General features: G+C 45.7%; 13 protein-coding genes and 2 pseudogenes. 2 read left to right on the top strand and 13 right to left on the bottom strand.

What is annotated here, in order from left to right:
• Positions 1-44: 44 nt before the first annotated feature.
• Positions 45-956 carry an AEC family transporter gene (locus tag RSX24_RS10025; RefSeq protein WP_343260475.1) on the bottom strand — a complete coding sequence of 304 codons (912 nt, stop codon included), beginning with the start codon at positions 954-956 and terminating at the stop codon, positions 45-47.
• A 135-nt stretch (positions 957-1,091) separates the two neighbouring features.
• On the opposite strand from RSX24_RS10025, the gene RSX24_RS10020 reads away from it, so the two are divergent.
• Positions 1,092-1,841, top strand: a complete 750-nt coding sequence (locus RSX24_RS10020; protein WP_343260474.1) for a DeoR/GlpR family DNA-binding transcription regulator — start codon at positions 1,092-1,094, stop codon at positions 1,839-1,841.
• Positions 1,842-1,866: 25 nt separating this feature from the next.
• Positions 1,867-2,256: a tautomerase family protein gene (locus RSX24_RS10015; RefSeq protein WP_343260473.1), complete on the top strand. Its 390-nt coding sequence runs from the start codon at positions 1,867-1,869 to the stop codon at positions 2,254-2,256.
• Between the two features lie 307 nt (positions 2,257-2,563).
• Here RSX24_RS10015 and iolI read toward each other — a convergent pair whose 3' ends face one another.
• The 12 genes and pseudogenes from iolI to ggt form a co-directional block, all read right to left on the bottom strand.
• Positions 2,564-3,409, bottom strand: a complete 846-nt coding sequence (iolI, locus tag RSX24_RS10010; protein WP_343260472.1) for a 2-keto-myo-inositol isomerase — start codon at positions 3,407-3,409, stop codon at positions 2,564-2,566.
• Positions 3,410-3,476: 67 nt separating this feature from the next.
• Positions 3,477-4,517 (bottom strand): bifunctional inositol 2-dehydrogenase/D-chiro-inositol 1-dehydrogenase, encoded by a 1,041-nt coding sequence (iolG, locus tag RSX24_RS10005; protein WP_236412857.1) that lies wholly within the window; start codon positions 4,515-4,517, stop codon positions 3,477-3,479.
• A gap of 52 nt (positions 4,518-4,569) precedes the next feature.
• Positions 4,570-6,003, bottom strand: a complete 1,434-nt coding sequence (locus RSX24_RS10000) for a sugar porter family MFS transporter (RefSeq protein WP_343260471.1) — start codon at positions 6,001-6,003, stop codon at positions 4,570-4,572.
• Entirely contained in the window at positions 5,984-6,919 is a 936-nt protein-coding gene (iolE, locus tag RSX24_RS09995) for a myo-inosose-2 dehydratase (protein ID WP_343260470.1), read from the bottom strand. The genes RSX24_RS10000 and iolE overlap by 20 nt, the downstream gene beginning before the upstream one ends.
• A 562-nt stretch (positions 6,920-7,481) precedes the next feature.
• Positions 7,482-7,953: pseudogene (gene tnpA, locus RSX24_RS09990) on the bottom strand (IS200/IS605 family transposase).
• A gap of 241 nt (positions 7,954-8,194) precedes the next feature.
• Positions 8,195-8,446 carry a hypothetical protein gene (locus tag RSX24_RS09985; RefSeq protein ID WP_343260469.1) on the bottom strand — a complete coding sequence of 84 codons (252 nt, stop codon included), beginning with the start codon at positions 8,444-8,446 and terminating at the stop codon, positions 8,195-8,197.
• Between the two features lie 258 nt (positions 8,447-8,704).
• Positions 8,705-9,222, bottom strand: a pseudogene (locus tag RSX24_RS09975) (PTS glucose transporter subunit IIA); the annotation flags it as partial.
• A 467-nt stretch (positions 9,223-9,689) separates the two neighbouring features.
• Entirely contained in the window at positions 9,690-10,853 is a 1,164-nt protein-coding gene (locus RSX24_RS09970; protein ID WP_343260467.1) for an MFS transporter, read from the bottom strand.
• Positions 10,854-10,992: 139 nt separating this feature from the next.
• The gene (locus tag RSX24_RS09965) at positions 10,993-12,417 is read right to left on the bottom strand and encodes a 6-phospho-beta-glucosidase (RefSeq protein ID WP_343260466.1); all 1,425 of its coding nucleotides are present in this window, start codon (positions 12,415-12,417) and stop codon (positions 10,993-10,995) included.
• A 29-nt stretch (positions 12,418-12,446) separates the two neighbouring features.
• Positions 12,447-14,327 carry a beta-glucoside-specific PTS transporter subunit IIABC gene (locus RSX24_RS09960; protein ID WP_343260465.1) on the bottom strand — a complete coding sequence of 627 codons (1,881 nt, stop codon included), beginning with the start codon at positions 14,325-14,327 and terminating at the stop codon, positions 12,447-12,449.
• A gap of 174 nt (positions 14,328-14,501) precedes the next feature.
• Complete coding sequence (locus RSX24_RS09955; protein WP_343260464.1) at positions 14,502-15,383, bottom strand: LysR family transcriptional regulator; 882 nt, start codon at positions 15,381-15,383, stop codon at positions 14,502-14,504.
• Between the two features lie 754 nt (positions 15,384-16,137).
• Complete coding sequence (gene ggt, locus RSX24_RS09950; protein ID WP_343260463.1) at positions 16,138-17,718, bottom strand: gamma-glutamyltransferase; 1,581 nt, start codon at positions 17,716-17,718, stop codon at positions 16,138-16,140.
• Positions 17,719-17,747: the final 29 nt, after the last annotated feature.

Below are 17,747 nucleotides of genomic sequence, written 5' to 3'. Positions count from 1 at the left end.
AAATATGATCATTTTCCGATTCTTCATGCCTGCATATTGAACGTCTATGCGAGCAGGAACAACAGCGGGATTGTAAAGATGGAACATAAGGTGGACATGACGATATATTGCGAAGCCTCCTCCCCTTTCCCTCCATAGGTTTCGGCAAAAACGGCATTCGAGGCCCCTGAAGGCATGGCGCTGACCAAAAAAGCGATCCCGAGCAGCACGCGGTCGTCCAACACCTGCTTAATCAACAGAAGACAGGCCACAGGGACGAGGATCTGTCGCACGAGAACGAAGAGGTAGGTCCGCTTGCTCCGTAGCAGAGCCCCCAGCTTATTGCCGGCAATCATCGAACCCGTGAGGATCATGGCAATGGGCACCGTTAGTCCCCCAAGCCAGCGGCTTGCTTCCAGCAGCGGCGTAGGCAGCCTTGCATTGAACAGGAACATGATGAAACCTGCGGCGGTTGCAAGTATGGCCGGATTGCCCAACAGCCTGGACAGCGGCGCCATTCTGGCCCCGGCTCCCGAGAATATGCTTCCCCCCAAGCTGAACAGAGCCAGATTGAACACGGTGTTGTAGGTGACGAGTATCGCCAGTCCCCGGTCTCCGTACAGCCCCTCCACCATCGGCATGCCGATGAACAGAATGCTGGAGAACACGCAGCAGCCTACCCAAATTTCCCGTTCCCCCGTCCGCAGTAACATTTTGGCTGACAGAAGGCCGGCAGCAAAGGTGAAGAGCAATATGGCGACAGCAACAAGCATCGTGACGCCAATGTCGCCCAGTAGTTCCCTGGAGTAAGGAATTTGCAGGCTGTGCAGTATGGCGCCCGGCAGCACGATGCCCAGCAGAAGTTTGGACAACCCTTCCATGTGGGATTTGCGCAGCAGCTTCAGCCTGAAGGCAATGAATCCGACCGCCATGTAAATCAACAAAATGATATTTTCGTGGATCAAAATATCGAGCATTCCTGTGCCTCCCTCCTGGTTGCGGCAGGAACATTATAATTCTATTGTTATATTTTTGTCTATTTTTAATAAAGTGTTGATAATATTTTGGTGTTATTTTATATTAATTGTATCAAATCAAACAGGAGAGTGCCTATGAAAGCCAGACGTCTGCAGGATATTGAAGAGTACGTTCACTCTCATAAAAGCGTCACTCTGGATGAATTGTGCCAGAAATTCGAAGTTTCCAAAAACACGATAAGGAGGGATATCAACCAGATTGTACGCAAAGGCGCCGTTGAAAAAGTGTATGGAGGCGTCACCTCCGCCACAGAGCTTATTCCGTTCGAAAATCGGGGAAGCAAGCATTCGTCCGAGAAAAGCATCATTGCCCGTTTGGCCGCCTCCTGCATCGAAGAGAACGACCTGATCTTCATCGATTCAGGCACAACAACCCAGCATATGGCTGAGCATCTTCCAGCGAACATTTCGTTTACGCTTTTGACGAACAGCCTGGATATCATTAATGGCGCATCCGAACTGCCGCTGGTGAATTTGCTGGTGATTGGCAATACTTATAAACACAAAACCAAATCGTTCGTAGGCATTGACGAACCTCGCATGCTCGACAAATACAACGTGAATAAGGCCTTTATGGCGGCAACCGGCATCAGCACAACTCACGGCCTTACCAACTCGGATTTGCTGGAATATGAGATCAAGAAGGTCATTGCCAAAAAGGCGGAAACGCTGCTTCTGCTCGCAGACCCCAGCAAGTTCGGCAAATCAACCCTGTTAACCTATGCACCACTGGAAAATGTGGACATGATCATCAGCTCCGAACCACTTCCCGATCCGTTCCAGCTTTTTTGCGAATCACACGGCATCGAGGTCAAAATACCCTAAACAGGACACTACAGGAGGAAATCACATGCCATTATTGCGATTTGACGTTATTGAAGGTCGAAGTCCCGAGGAAATGAAAAAACTGCTGGATGCCGCCCATTATGCCATGGTCGAGGCCTTCCAGGTTCCTATGCGGGATCGGTACCAGATTGTGCATCAGCACGCTCCTCATGAAATGATCATCGAGGATACCGGCCTGGGTTTTGAGCGTACCAACCAGGTCATCGTCATTAGCGTCGTCAGTAAAGAGCGGACACCGGAGCAAAAAGAAAGGCTGTACAAGCTGCTGGCCGAGCGTCTGCAGCAGGAATGCGGCATTGCCCCAAGCGACGTGATGGTATCCATTGTCGAGAACGGAACCGGCGACTGGAGCTTTGGATTCGGCCGGGCGCAGTTTTTAACCGGCGAATTGTAGATCGGGCCGGGCGGAGTGTCTTCAAGTTGTTAATCTCCGAATCAGCTTATATGCAGCATGCCTTCTGTCTTAAGAGAGAAGGCATGCTGTTTTGGTATAACCGGTCATTGCCGTTATGTCGTCCGTAGCCCGCCCGATTTCGTCCGACCTGGGATTCCAGCTGAACAACAGAAGTCAGGCCTGGGGCAGCCCGGAACGCTTTCCCTCACATTTAACACACAAACATCCGGGGTCGACCGAATGAACAGGCGACCCCGGATGTTTGTGGTTGTAATCATTTGTATCGTGTCTTATACAAGAATGGTCCTCAGGACAGCTGCAGCTTGTAGTGCCTGGACACTACCTGCAGCGTCGTTTCCTTGGCTGTTCGGATCGCTTCTTCCGCATCCAGCTCATAATACTCCGGACGGAAGAGCTCGACCGATACAACCCCGTCATATCCTTTCGCCTTCAGCGTAGCGAAAATAAAATCGAGGTCAATCGCACCCAGACCAGGCCATACCCGATCTTCATCGGTCAGAAAACCGATAGGGAAATCTTCGGTATCGTCGATATGCACAATAAAGATTTTGGACACATCCGCTTGCAGCAGGTCCCCGCGCTTGGAGCCCATCGCATGGAAATGGAAGCAATCGAGGACGAGACCCACATTCTCGCGGGCAACTTCCTCAACAATGTCGTAAGCTTGACCAAAGGTGTTCACTGTACACTGCGGATGTCCGACAAACTCCAGCGCAATTTGGATGCCATAAGGCTGTGCCAGATCCGACAGCTCTCGCAGTACCTGGACCGAGCTGGCCTTGATTTCGGCATGCGTTATCTTTTTTTCGGTCACGAGCGGAACGGCAACGATGTATTGCACACCCAGCTGTGAACCAATCTCCAACATTTGGCGATACTCTTTCAAGAGCTCGCGATACTCGGCCTCATCCCGGTTATTGAAAAATACAAGAGCGTTAAAGGCCAATGGTTTGATATGGCTGGACCGGAAAAATTGCGCCAGTTCATCAACGGAACGTTCCTGCAGATACTCGGGCAATTTGTCCATGGTACGGATTTCGATATAATCATATCCGTGTCTTTCGCAGTATTCCAGATCCTTGGCGAGATTCGAGTTGTTCAGGGTGGTTGCCTGATTAAAACATAGTTTCATCGTTCATTCTCCCATCCGTATGTGTTTATACCTTTTCATAAGCGGCCCGAGGCTCCTGCCCGGCCTGTCAGACTTGAACGCGGTTGCCGGCCTCGTTGCCGTACAAAGCCGGTTTCTCCCCCAGTTCCACCAACTCCGGAATGCCGGACTCCTGTGCCTTGACACATGCATCCGCCGTAACCGCAGCAATATAGCCATCCCATGCAGTAGGTCCTTGCGGTTCGCCTTTCAGTCTGATCGCATCAATGAAATCCTGGAGCTCACGATCGTATGCATCAATGAAACGCTGCTTCCAGTCCATCAAAATATGCGTTCCTAGCTGGGCCTCTTTACGGAAACTAATGCTGGGAACCTCAGGTAGTTTGATAATGCCTTCTTCACCAATGACTTCGCACTGAATGTCGTACCCGTATTTGCAGTTCACGAAAATTTCCGCGTTGATCAGGATGCCTCCCTGCGTTTCCAGTGTGACGACTTGCGGATCACGCAGATGGCTGGATGCATGTCTTGTTTTTTTGGGGTAAGCGACTTGTACTGATTTATAATCATCGTTCACCAGCCAGTGCAGTACATCAATCTCATGGATAAGCGTATCAGTAATCGCCATGTCGGTCGTATATTTGTCATCTACCTCAGGGTTGCGGTGCGCACAGCGGATCATCAAAGGCTCGCCGATAAATTTGCTCTCGATTGCCTGTTTGAGCTGTTGGTATCCTTGGTCGTAACGGCGCATGAAACCGACTTGAACGAGTTTTTTTCCATGCTTGACCTCCGCTTGGACAATTTCCATACATCCTTGGGCCGTTGTCGCCAGCGGCTTTTCGCAAAATACGTATTTCCCCGCTTCGATCCCCGCCATAACGCTCTGCTGATGGGCCGGGCCCCAGCTCGTTACAAGAATCGCGTCAACGCCGCCGGATTCGATCAACGTCTTATCGTCGGGAAATACCTGCGCATCCAGATTGTAATTATCGACTGCCGCTTTGGCGGCCTCGGCATTAACGTCGGTTACCGCAACGATTTTGGCTCCCGACAAGTTGTTCGTGATTCTCCGGATATGCTCCCGGCCGATTGCTCCTGTTCCAATAACGCCAATGTTCAAAGTCATGATATGATTCCTCCTGATTTTTTTCATGAATGCAGCGCTTACATGATTGATATTAATCGGTCGATGCCGCATTGGCACCATAGCTTTCCTGCATATGGCGAGATTCTTTCCCGTGGTTGCGGAAGTTTTGCTCCAGCTGTTCCAGCGTCAACCCCTTGGTTTCGGGCAGGAACAATTTAACGAACATGATCGCCAGTACGCCCAGCACGACGAATACATAGAAGGTGGCCGACAAGCCCATGCTTCCGAGCATTACCGGGAATAGCAGTCCAATGGTAAAGTTGACAATCCAAAGAAAGAAAACGGTTATACCCATGCCGAATCCACGCAATCGAAGCGGGAAAATTTCGGATAACATAAGCCAGGTTACTGGCGAGATCGCCCCCTGCTGAAAGGCCAGGAACGTCACCGTCAAAGCAAGCACAACGTATGGCAGCGCGGCTGACCCTTGCAGGACTGACGATAGAATCGCAATTAACAGCAGTGCTGTTGTCGTGCCTGCGAGACCGGTGATCAGCATCGGCCGACGCCCCACCTTGCCAAGCAGCCATATCCCCACGAAAGTGGCCACAACCGAAATGACACCGTTTGCAATATTTCCAATCAGGGCAGCGTCCATGGCAAATCCTGCGTCTTTCAAAATTTCAGTTCCATAGTACATGATGGAATTAACGCCTGTGATTTGTTGAACGACGGCAATCCCGATTCCTATGAACAGGATGCGCCGTACCCAAGGAATCGCCAAATCCTTGAAGCCGGCCTTTTGCAATTCCTTTTCCTGGTTAACCGTAGTTTGGATCGCTGCAAGTTCTTCGGCTGCCTTTTCTTTGCTGCGAATTTTGCCAAGCACGCCAAGCGCTTCATCGCTTCTCTGTTTGGTTACGAGCCAGCGTGGGCTTTCGGGTACCCGAAACATACCGATGAATAGGAAGATTGCAGGCAGAGCGGCAATGGCGATCATATATCTCCATACATGGCTGGTATCGCCAAAAATAGTGCCTAAAATGGCATTGATCACAAAAGCCAGCAGCTGGCCGCTTACAATCATCAATTCATTTCGGGTAACAATCGCTCCGCGCTGGTCCGCCGGGGAGACTTCGGCCAGATAGGACGGTACCGTGACGGACGCGCCGCCAACGGCGAGCCCCAGCAGGAAGCGGGAGATGACCATGATTGTTACGTTAGGTGCAAGCGCGCAGCCGATCGTGGAAATGAAAAACACGATGGAAAGCAGCATGATGTTTTTTCGTCGTCCATTGTAATCGGACAATCGCCCTCCGAATACAGCGCCCAGCGCGGCACCGAACAGCAGCGAGCTGGCGACGAGCCCTCCTGTGAAGGAGGTCAGGTTAAGCTGGTCTTCGGCAGACATGAAAGGCAGCGCACCGTTGATGACCCCGGTATCATAGCCAAACAGCAGGCCTCCCAGCGTGGATATCAATATGATCTTGGTCAGAAAGGACTTTTTAGCGGATTCGGTGTTCATAAGGCTGTCCCTCCTCGGATTCGCATGTTGATTCAAGCAGCTTCTCATCAATGTATCGGCGGGCAATTAGAGCGTATTCAAGGGGATTCGCAATGGCGGGATCCTGTTCGGCTTCAACGACAATCCAGCCCGTATAACCTGCCCCCGTCAGCTTACGGTACACCTCCGTGAAATCAATGCAGCCGTCTCCCGGAACCGTGAACATTCCGCTCAGGAAAGATTGCAAGAATGATTTTCCGACTTTTTTGCATTCGTTCATCACCTCGGGTCTGGCATCCTTGAAGTGGACATGCTTGATGCGGCCGATATGTCGATTCAATACGGTCATATAATCGCCGTCGGAGACATAAATATGGCCCGTATCATACAACAAATGCACATGCTCCGGATCAGTGCCAGCCATCAGCCGGTCGATCTCCTCCGCTGTCTGGACACCCGTTCCCATATGGTGATGGTATACCAGTTTCAAACCGTATTCCTCGGCAACTTTGCCAAGCTGGTTCAATCCCTTGCACAATCCCTCCCATTCATGGTCCGAGAAATGCGGTTTGTCGGCAAAGACATTATTCTCCAACCCCTGAACGCTGTAAGTTTGTTCAGATACAACGATGGCACTTGCCTCTACCGCTTGAAGATAGCTGCACTGTCTGCGGAAAGATTCGAGGACGCCTTCCATGCCGTCGCGGATAATATAACTGCTGAACCATTGTGCCGCGATCTTTAGCTTGCGCAGCCGGAGCTCCTTGTTCAATATGGCTGCCTCCGGAAAAAATCCGCCGACCTCAGTCCCCTGAAATCCAGCAACGACGATATCGCTCAGCAGATGCTGAAGCGTGTTTCCTGCGCCTATTTCCGGGAGGTCATCATTGCGCCAACCAATCGGTGCAATCCCCCACAGGATGCCTTGATGTTTCATAAGCACTCTCCTTCAGATGAAAATAATGAGGCATGACTTGGAAACCAATTCCCCTTTTTTTGCTTGATTGATAATGTAATGATAAACTTTTGATCATGATGTGATTATATAGTAATATTAAAAGCGCTTTCAGTCAATATTTTTCTTCCCTTTTTTCTTAACATTCCTTAATTACCGTATGAATCCATAATAAATCGGGGAGTAAACGAGTCATATCCTACCTTTCTATTTGGTTATATTGATTATATTTTGGTTATATATTATCAATTTATGATTATTTTCTTGGTGAATATCCATACTTCATCAAATTTAATTGAAATATATGTAATAAAACAGTTGAATGCGCCTCGTTTGTGCTGAATTCAGGTCCGGGATGCCCAAGTTATGAACAATATGTTTCCACAGCACTTGTACCGCTCCAATCAGGACACCTGTCCAACAGGTGGTTTGCTCTTGGGGTATAACCCCTGTTGCCAAACTGCGCCTAAAGACGCTAGCCTGACCACAAATCCGTTCAGGCTCAGTGTTTTTGTCACTTTCACTTACCAGTTAAACTGGTTTATTATTTCTTGCTCCCGTTGCTGCTGAACGGATCTTCGTGCTCTTTTACACTCAGCTTATCTACTGCTTGGTCATGTGCTTCCTGGTTCTCGAATGTACTTTCTTACCGTTGCTTCATTTAAACCCACCGTACTCACGTAATATCCTTCTGCCCAGAATTTTCGATTCCCGTATTTATATTTGAGCTGGGCATGCTTCTCAAAGATCATTAGCGAGCTTTTTCCTTTTAGATATCCCATGAACGATGAAACTGCAATTTTCGATGGGATCGCTACCAACATGTGTACATGATCCGGCATCATATGACCTTCTATAATCTCTACACCTTTGTACTTACATAAGCGTTTGAAGATTTCAATCAGATCTTTTCTCACTTGATTATAAATCTCTTTCCGTCTATACTTCGGGGTGAATACAATGTGGTATTTGCACATCCACTTTGTGTGAGCTAGGCTATAGCTCTTGGTTGCCATCTAAGACCATTCCTTTCCTTGAGCCTGAACATCTCAAGTATGCTCATAGTGGTCAAACCCTCAATCCCTCCACCCGCATAGAGGGTGGTTTTTTGTTTCGTGCGTTTCGCGCACTCAACTGGCTAAAGCCAGAATAAAAAGGGAAAGGCATTTAGCCTTTCCCTTTTTATTCGCACATTTTGATAACTGTCATATCTTCTTTTTTTCAATTCTTTTATTTTCTCCTTACAAAAACAGCATTTTATTTACTGATTTTCTCTATCACTTCAAGTTCTTGCGTGGAATAATATTTCTTATCATCTTCTGTTAAGTAAAATGCTTTTGGTTCATCTGAAACTCTTAACACAATAGATTGAAAATCATGCTCGTGAAATTCAGTATAATTTTTATTATAAAAATAATCACTCTGTCTTAAATCGTGATTGATGTGATATGGGTATACCCCGGTTCTATGATTATCCATGATTTGTTCTGCTTTATCATACTTGTTCATATAATCACTCCATTTCTGAAATCATTTCCTTTACTCGTTCAATCTCTTCATCTGTATGAGGAGTGAGTTCCACCTGAGTTAAGATCAACATACCACTGAAGAACTTCCTTTTCTGATTTGAGATCATTAATATTAACTTTAATTGAATCACTAATTATACGAATTTGGTCTTCAAAATTCGTGAATATAAGAACCAAAAACCGGAATTTCTCCATTTATAAATCTGCGAATTGCTGTAAGTCTCTGTAATCCATCGATTCCGTTGACTGGAGACACAGCACGTCCTTCAGTTGGTAGAATGGCGAATCCTTTACCCATGATTTCTTCCGAAAATGCAGGATCAGGCACTTCGCTAAGAGATTTGATCTCACCAGTGATTGGACTAAATATCTGTTGATCTTGTGCTTTCCCTCCCCTGCTACTTCAGAGGCTGTTGATTAGAGCGGTGATTCCCGTAGAATAAGCCGCGATTTGGTTTTAGCATTTTTGGATTTATGAGCCCCACCAAGTGCAGCATCACCTTGCGCCATTTTCGCTGCAAACATCAATGGAATAATAAAGTCATAACCCAGTGTCGCCATGGAACTAACAACAATAGGCAACAACGCATAGTGCATGCCTGTGATGATTAATATTGACATCATACCACCAATTAGAATACTTGCGAATATGGATGCGTTATCAAACAACCATTGGATTCCACCTAACAAACCATTACCGATAATGGATCCAAGTGGTCCAATCGCAATTAATGTTAACGGTACGGATAATAACAACAAAACTAAAATCTATTCTTTCTATATCTTTCAGATTTCAATAATTAGAGTAATGATTCCATCTATACTCCCTAAGTCCCTACTCGTTTTTTACAGGGATTTCAAGAATGGATTCAAATCCAATATGACATCTCTTCTTCTGAAGCGAGCAATTATAAAAATATACTCAAGAATAAAGAAAAATGGATGGAATTAAAAACAGAGTATTGGAGCCAATATAATAAAATGAAATTTGGATACATCAAATATCAGAAAATTGCCGGTCGTTGCGATAGCTTGATCTGGATCCATCAGTGTTTGCTCCGCTAAGTGCTTCAATTGGATCTCCAAAGAGCTGCAGGTCCATCTTTAAAGAACCACTCTTACTTATAGATGATTTTTTTACCGCTTTTGCCGCTGCCTTTTTTGCAATTTCCTATGAAACGGCTTTAACAACTTTCCTTGTACCAATTGCCGATTAATCGACATCAATTCTTTGTCTTCTGTTCTTTCAAATCCTTATGATAAAATGCCGTTACTCCAAACCCTCCAATAGAAATTATCATTACAATAATTGCATTACTAGAAACCAAATCCTGCACATCTGAAAGATGGAGCATCTCCTTAATCAAACTTCCTTCGTATGGCGACAGTGTCGCTCCCAGGTTGTACGAGATCAATACAATTGTTGTGCCTAATTTCGCCATTCTGGCGATTTGTCGTGCAAAGATATGCAGTAAATATGGCATAATGCAGCGAAACGAAAAACCGATGACCATTGAACAAAAGGTCGTAAGAATGATACTTTGTGAGACTGTCGTAACCAACATTGCTCCTCCAAGTAACATCATCGAGGAGGCCACGATATAATGTCCGAAAATTTTGTATATCTTACCAAAGGAAAATCCAGCAATAAAAGCTCCTAAACCTAAAAATGCAAGCATATTACTACCATTTGTTGCATTCCCAATCTTTTGCTCCAGAAGTAATGGTGTAATCTGTATATTGTAATTAATAAAAATCATTACGATCAAAAACAATAAAACGCCAAAACCGATCATGACTTGAAGTGATTTTTTATCAAGTGTATGATCTGAATGCGTTGTAAGCTGTTGCTTTTTATTTTCATTAAGTCCTCTTCGATCAGAAGGAATGAAACATAAAAATGCGATGAAAACAGGCAGTGCCAGTCCATAAACACAAAATGAAGTATGCCAGCCCATTGGCAAAAGTTGACCAACCAGTAGCGTTAGGCAAATACCGCCTAAACCTTCAAAAGCACTTTCTAAACCGATCACGGTTGCCTGTTTACTTGGATTCTCACGATACATATCACTTATCATCTGAATAATTAACCTATTAAACAAGCCTATACCTAGCCCAAATAAACAACGCGAAACGAATAACAATGAAAAATGCTCATGATATAATGCGGGAAAAATTCCTGCAATGAGAACAAGCCCTAATCCTGTAAGTATCGTTACTTTCTTTCCAATCACTTGTTCCAGACGATTTCCGATCAAAACACCCAGAATAACAAACAGTGAAGGGATTGTCGTCAGTAAGCCTACATGGGTTAACGATATGCCTGGAAAAGCCTTCGCGATGGCAGGTATATTAGCGGCGATTACTGGACCTGAGGAGATTAACAACGCAACGGACAGTAACGAATAGGTTCTAAGCTTCTCCTTGGATATAATAAAAGACCAACTCCTTTATGGCTTCACTTCGTTGTAGGAGAGAACGCAATAACGCATTAAGCCAATGACTTCATGCGTTATTGCTGATTCGTTAGAGCACTGTACCATTGCTTTCAATGACTTTTTTATACCAATCAAACGATTTTTTCTTGCTGCGTTTCAATGTCCCCTTTCCATCGTCATCTTTATCAACATAAATAAAACCGTATCTTTTACTCATCTGCCCCGAACTGGAGCTTACTAAGTCAATACATCCCCAAGTTGTATACCCCAACAAATCTACGCCATCTTCCTCCACGGCGGTTATAAAGGCTTGGATATGTTCGCGCAAATACTCGATTCGGTAATCATCTGCAATAATCCCCATCTCATCAGGCGTATCGATCGCCCCCAATCCATTTTCGACGATAAATAGCGGCTTCTGATAACGGTCATATAACGAGTTCAATGTTATCCTTAAACCTTTCGAATCGATTTGCCATCCCCATTCACTCGTTCTCAGATGTGGATTGCGCAGTGTTGGGAACAGATTGGCTGCCGTTTTTGTATTTACTTCCGGGTCTGCACTTGTTAACCTTGAACCATAATAACTGAAGGATATAAAATCAACGGTATTGTTTCGTAAGCATTCCTCATCTCCGTCTTCCATCACGATATTAATATTCATTCGTTCCAACATTTTCTTCGCATAGTTCGGATACTCGCCACGGGATTGTACATCGACGAAGAAATAATGCTCACGATCTCTTGTCATTGCTTTCCAAACATCCTCTGGTGCACAAGTATACGGATACGTGTTGGCACCCGCCAACATACAGCCAATCTTCATCTCGGGATTGATTCTACGAGCAATTTCAGTTGCTTTTGCACTTGCAATTAACTGATGATGAGCAGCCTGATACTTAACAGCATCTTCATTTTCGCCTTCTTCAAACACAAGCCCGGAACTTCCGAAAGGCAGGTGTAACAACATGTTGATTTCGTTAAAGGTAAGCCAGTATTTCACTTTATGCTGATAACGGTTGAAGATCGTTTCACACAATCTCTCATAATGACCAACCATTTTCCGACTTCTCCACGAACCGATCGTTTTCACCAAATGGATGGGCACGTCAAAGTGGGTAATCGTTACTAATGGCTCGATCCCATATTTCAAGCACTCGTCGAACACATCATCATAAAATTTCAAACCCTCTTCGTTTGGAAGCTCGTCATCTCCATTAGGGAAGATTCTTGTCCATGCCAACGATAAACGGAAACACTTAAAGCCCATTTCAGCAAGCAAGGCAATGTCTTCTTTGTAGCGATGATAAAAATCGATCGCCTCATGGCTTGGATAGAAATGCTCATTATCACATTCCAGCATTTTCATTTTACCTCGCAACACAGGAACACGATCTTTGCCTGCCGGAATGACATCAACGTTGGATAGTCCCTTATTCCCTTCTCTATATCCCCCTTCGCATTGATTGGCCGCAACGGCTCCACCCCATAGAAAATCTTCTCTTAGTGCCATCTATAACACTCCCTCAACTTAAATAATCGTTACGCTTTTACAACTAACAATGTATTGTCAAAATTAATATGTTGTTGACTCGTTTCTGGTATTACATCTGAGTAGCTATAGGTGTTGGTGACAATGATAGGCGTTTGAGTAACATAGCCCTCCTGTCTGATTTTTTCCAGATCGAAGGTTATCAGTGTCTGTCCTTTCGTAATTCTCTGGCCTTCTTCAACAAAAGCTTCAAAGTATTTCCCATTCAGTTTCACTGTATTTAAGCCAACATGAATTAGAATTTCGACCCCCTCATCGGACAATAACCCCATCGCATGTTTCTTAGGAAACAAGGATACAATCTTGCCATCAAAGGGAGCAATTACTTTGCCCTCACTAGGTTCTATCGCAATTCCTTTTCCCATGGCCTCAGCTGCGAAAGCTGCGTCCTGTACATCCTGGAGTGGAATGATTTGACCTTTAATTGGAGTCGTAATAACGATTTCAATGACTTTATCCGTAACCGTGCTCACGCTTTCCGTGCTTTCAATAGGATCTTGAGCCGGTACATCTTTTTCGTATTTCAAACTGAGCAAATAGGTAAGTGCTGCCGTCACAACAGTTGTTATAACTAGTGCGATCAGAATGTTATATAGATTCCAGATATTTTCGCCAATGTACAACGGAATCGCTGGAATTCCTGAAGCGCCTGTCGCATAACGAGAAACATCCATTAGCCCTGCATAGAGTCCACCACTGGCAGCTCCAATCATACCCGCTACAAGCGGGTATCTCTTCGGTAAATTCACACCGTAAAGAGCTGGTTCTGTGATTCCCATCAACGCTGTAATACCACTGGAAGCAGAGATTTGTTTTAATGCTTTATCCTTGGTTCTCATCCCTACAACTAAAGCCGCGACACCTTGTCCAATACAGTTGATCATCGCTCCAGGACCGAGGATATTCTCATATCCTGATGTGGTGATTTGAGCGATGGATAGAGGAACAATATTATGGTGCAGTCCAAACATAACCAGTATTGGCCAGAAGGTTGCAACCAGGAAAATAACCAACCAGCTACCGTGTGCACCCAAGAAATCAAAGCCCATAGCCAAGTACGTTCCGAAAAATGATCCTAGAGGCCCTAATACCGTCAAGGCTAGAATTCCCGCCACTAAAATGGTGCACATCGGAACAAAAATAACTTTTACTGCATTCGGAATGATCTTCTTAAACATAGATTCAATATAGGATTGTGACCAAACGATCAAGAGAATTGGAACCACAGATGAACTATAAGATACAAGAGTTAGTGGGATCCCAAAAACACTTACCTCATTTCCATCTAAACGCAATTGCGTCAAGTTTGGATGAAGTAAAATACCCGCTAAAACGAGCGCTAGGACGGGACTGCATTTTAATTTGTTCGCAGCCGAATATGCCAATAGAAACGGTAAGAAGTAGAAGATGGCATCCGACATAAGACTGACTACATAGTAAGTTTGGGAATCTTTAGATATCCAGTTGAACAAAATCAGTAGCGCGAGTAATGCCTTGATCATACCGGCGCCAGCTATAGCAGGAACAATTGGGCTAAAAGTTCCAGATACGAAATCAATTAATTTCCCCAAAACACTAACTTTTCTAGCATCAGTTGGCTCTCCCGATGAACTCATGTTGGGTTTAAGGTGCTTGATCACTTCTTTGTAAACGTCTTCAACATGTGTCCCAATAACGACCTGGAACTGTCCGCCACTCTCGATCGCATCAATAACACCATCGAATGACTTAAGCGCATTTTGATCTGCCTTGCTATTATCATTCAGTGCAAATCTAAGCCTGGTCATACAGTGAGTCAGCGTGGATACATTCTCACTACCGCCCACTTTCTCTACAATATCCTGAGCTAACTTCTCATATTTCTTGCTCATCCATAATGCCCCCTCTTGTTGTTGCCGTCTAAATGAATGGAGCCGTAAGCGTTTTAAATAACTTTTCCATACAAAAAAAGCTATTTATCATTAATACATAAAGGCTGCATTCATTACACCTTTAAAATATCATCAGATAAACAGCTATAGCCAATGCCTATAATTTATACTTTATTATGCTTGAAAAGCATTTTTGATATGCTCCAAAAAACGTACCGCAGTTTGACTGAATATCTTATGTTTTTTCCAGACAATCACCGTCGGAAACTGAAGTTCCGGGTAAAAGGGTCTAAAGCATAGCGTGTCAGACTGCTTCATTGTAAGCGCACCTTCAATACAAATTGCAGTTCCTAATCCCTGTTCGACGAGGTTAAGCACGTTAGATATTAAATTGTAGGTCGCTACAAAGTTTAGATGTGCGTATTCATCGGCAAACCAGCTTGCAATCTCGTTTTGTACGACAGACCGACTGGATATGAGCAGAGGCACCCCGAATAAATCGGTTGAAGTTATATACTCATTCTGTGCGAGTGGTGATGAGGTCTTCATAAGGACTCCCCAGCGCTCTTTTTGAGGCAGCCTGATAAAATCATATTTCTCAATGTGAATTGGCTCTAATAAAATACCTACGTCGAGCAGTCCTTTATCTATACGCTCCTTTATGTCATCGCCCGTTCCACTAAAGATATGGTACTTAACCTGTGGATACTCGACATTGAACTCTTTTAGCAGACTTAATATCACATTAGATGTTAAAGATTCAACACTTCCAATGGAGATGGTTCCTCCCACCAGGTTATGCTGATCCCTAAATTCCTTCTCCGTTCGATCCGCAAGAGTAAGGATCTCCTCTGCCCTTTGACGCAAAAGCATACCTGCCTCCGTTAGTGTTATTTTGCTTTTCCCACGGATAAACAACTGGGTTCCTAAATCTTTCTCCAAATCAGCCAATTGCCTACTTAACGTAGGCTGTGTTACATGGAGAATCGTTGCTGCATGCGTTATATTCTCTACACGAGCAACTGTTAAAAAATATCGAAGCACTCTTAATTCCATAATTTCCTCCTAAGATGCATCAAAAGAACGATTTTAGTGGTGCGATGAATTCGTAGTCTTCAGCTAACGATTAACCTGAGGATGACAGTTGATTGGGATGATCAACTGCCTTTCTTAACTAATATGGGTGATTATACATCAATTAGAGTGAGATTACTTACTCAATGTATTATACGCCTCATCGGATACAGGCTCTGACCAATCGGTTTAACCTGGTGTAAGTGCCAAGTGCACAAACCAGCTATCACTTGTAGCTCGATGTCAATGTTTGATTTTAGCTGGTATGTTAATAACATCTCCGGCTTTGAGTCATTGTGCTTCCTTGCCTTCTTCCTGATGCCAGCCCTATAATCAATACTTGTTCTTTTGTGATGCGCCTGCCAGTTGTTACGGGCTCCTGGAGCAAATGTTACATTTCATATAGCTGTATTCAGCGGACTCGGGTCTGTAAACATTATCGTGTGAAGAAGGTAGACGTTCAATTTGAAGTTAGATAACTACCTATTCCGAATGACACAATGTTCTTGTCCTCAGTTTGAGACAATAACTTGATTCCTAAACAAAAAAGCCGCTATAATAGCGACTTTGAATAGAATAATGTTCTTGTCATACAACATTTTTCACATAAGTAGTGCTTTCAAAAAAGTCGTTGTTCCCCCAGTAGGATAACGGGAACCTTTCCAGCTTAGTTGTGTCTTATAGAAGAATAAAGCCTGCGCGGTATTATACCCAGACCTTTCGCCCCAGTTCTGGGTTACCATCCAATAGCCGCACCATCGCATCGTGGGTCGGTACCCCCGAGCAGGAAGCCATTGTCATCGATCATAATGGCGTGCGCATGTCCCATGACTCTAGCAAAATCTTCAACTGTGTGCACCGCGTGTCCGGCCAGCCGTAAACGCTGCTGCACTTCTGCCGCGATCCGTCCCTCCACTCTCAATTCTTGCGTTGCCTCTCCCCATGTTCTTCCCCACACCCAGCGGGGTTCACTGACAGCGCTCTGGGGGGCCATGCCATAATCCACCATGCGGGTCAGCAGCGCGGTCTGTGTCTGAGGCTGACCTTCTCCTCCCTGGGTACCGTACAAAATATACGGTTTCCCATCGCGGCAAGCCATTGCCGGCATCAGCGTATGAAAGGTTCTTTTGTCCGGTTCCAGCCTGTTCACATGCGACGGATCAAGGGAGAAGAACGAGCCTCGGTTCTGCAGCAAAATACCGGTGCCTCCCCCAACCACGGCCGAGCCGAACTCAAAATAAAGACTTTGGATAAATGAAACGGCATTGCCCTCACTGTCTACTACCGCCGCATATGCCGTATCATGGCCTACCGGCTGGGTGTTCATCGGAAGGGCTCGCTCCATATCGATGCAGGCTGACAGCTTCGCGGCATAGGATTTGGATAGCAGCCGGTCCAGAGGAATGGAGGAAAATTGTGGGTCTGTCAAATAACGATCGCGGTCACGGAAGCTCAGCTTCAGCGCCTCCACGAGCAGGTGATAATACTCATAAGAACCATGCTCTATACTCTCCAAATCAAACTGTTCGAGAATTTGAAGCGCCATTATACCGGTAAAGCCCTGTGAATTCGGTGGAACCTGATAGAGATCAAGCCCTCGGTAACTCCCTTTGACCGGTTCCACCCATTCACCTCTGTGTCTCGCAAAGTCCTCCAGTGTCAGCAGACCGCCCTGCTCCTTAAGTGAGCGAACTATCTCTTGACCAACACTGCCTGAATAAAATACGTCTCGACCCTGGTCCGCAACCTGGAGCAGGCTGCTTCCCAAAGCAGACTGCACAAAGCGGCTGCCCTGCTCCGGGACCTTGCCTCCAGGCAGATAGATGGCGGCTGTCTGTGGATAAGCTGCCAGCACATCGAAACGCTCGGCCGTATTGACATGTTGGTCCGGCGACAGCGGGAAGCCTTTCAGCGCATATTGGATCGCGGGCTCAAGCACCTCTGCCAGCGTCTTCGAGCCATATTCCTGTAATATGGCATCCCAGCCGTCCACCATCCCCGGCACGGTGATGACGCTGCGCGGCCCCCGCTGTGGGATGGCTGATTCGCCCGCAAAGCTGGCGGCGGTAATCCGGCTGCCCGAACGTCCACTCGCGTTATACGCCCTGACCTTTCTCTCTTCGGTGCTATAGGTCAGCCAGAAGGAATCGCCTCCCAGTCCCGTCATATGTGGGTATACGACGGCAAGACAGGCGCTCACCGCCACGGCGGCATCAAAGGCGTTACCTCCTTGCTGCAAAATACGCGCTCCTGCCGCGCTGGCCAAAGAGTGAGGACTGACTACCATCGTCTGTGTGCCTGTGACTTGTGGAGCCATCTTGCCACCTTCTTTCTCTTCTATGTTCA

It is taken from the genome of Paenibacillus hubeiensis (assembly GCF_032334105.1).
GTDB classification, from domain to species: domain Bacteria; phylum Bacillota; class Bacilli; order Paenibacillales; family Paenibacillaceae; genus Paenibacillus; species Paenibacillus hubeiensis.
Note: the sequence above shows the minus strand (reverse complement) of the source record. Positions and strands in the feature narration are given on the sequence as shown.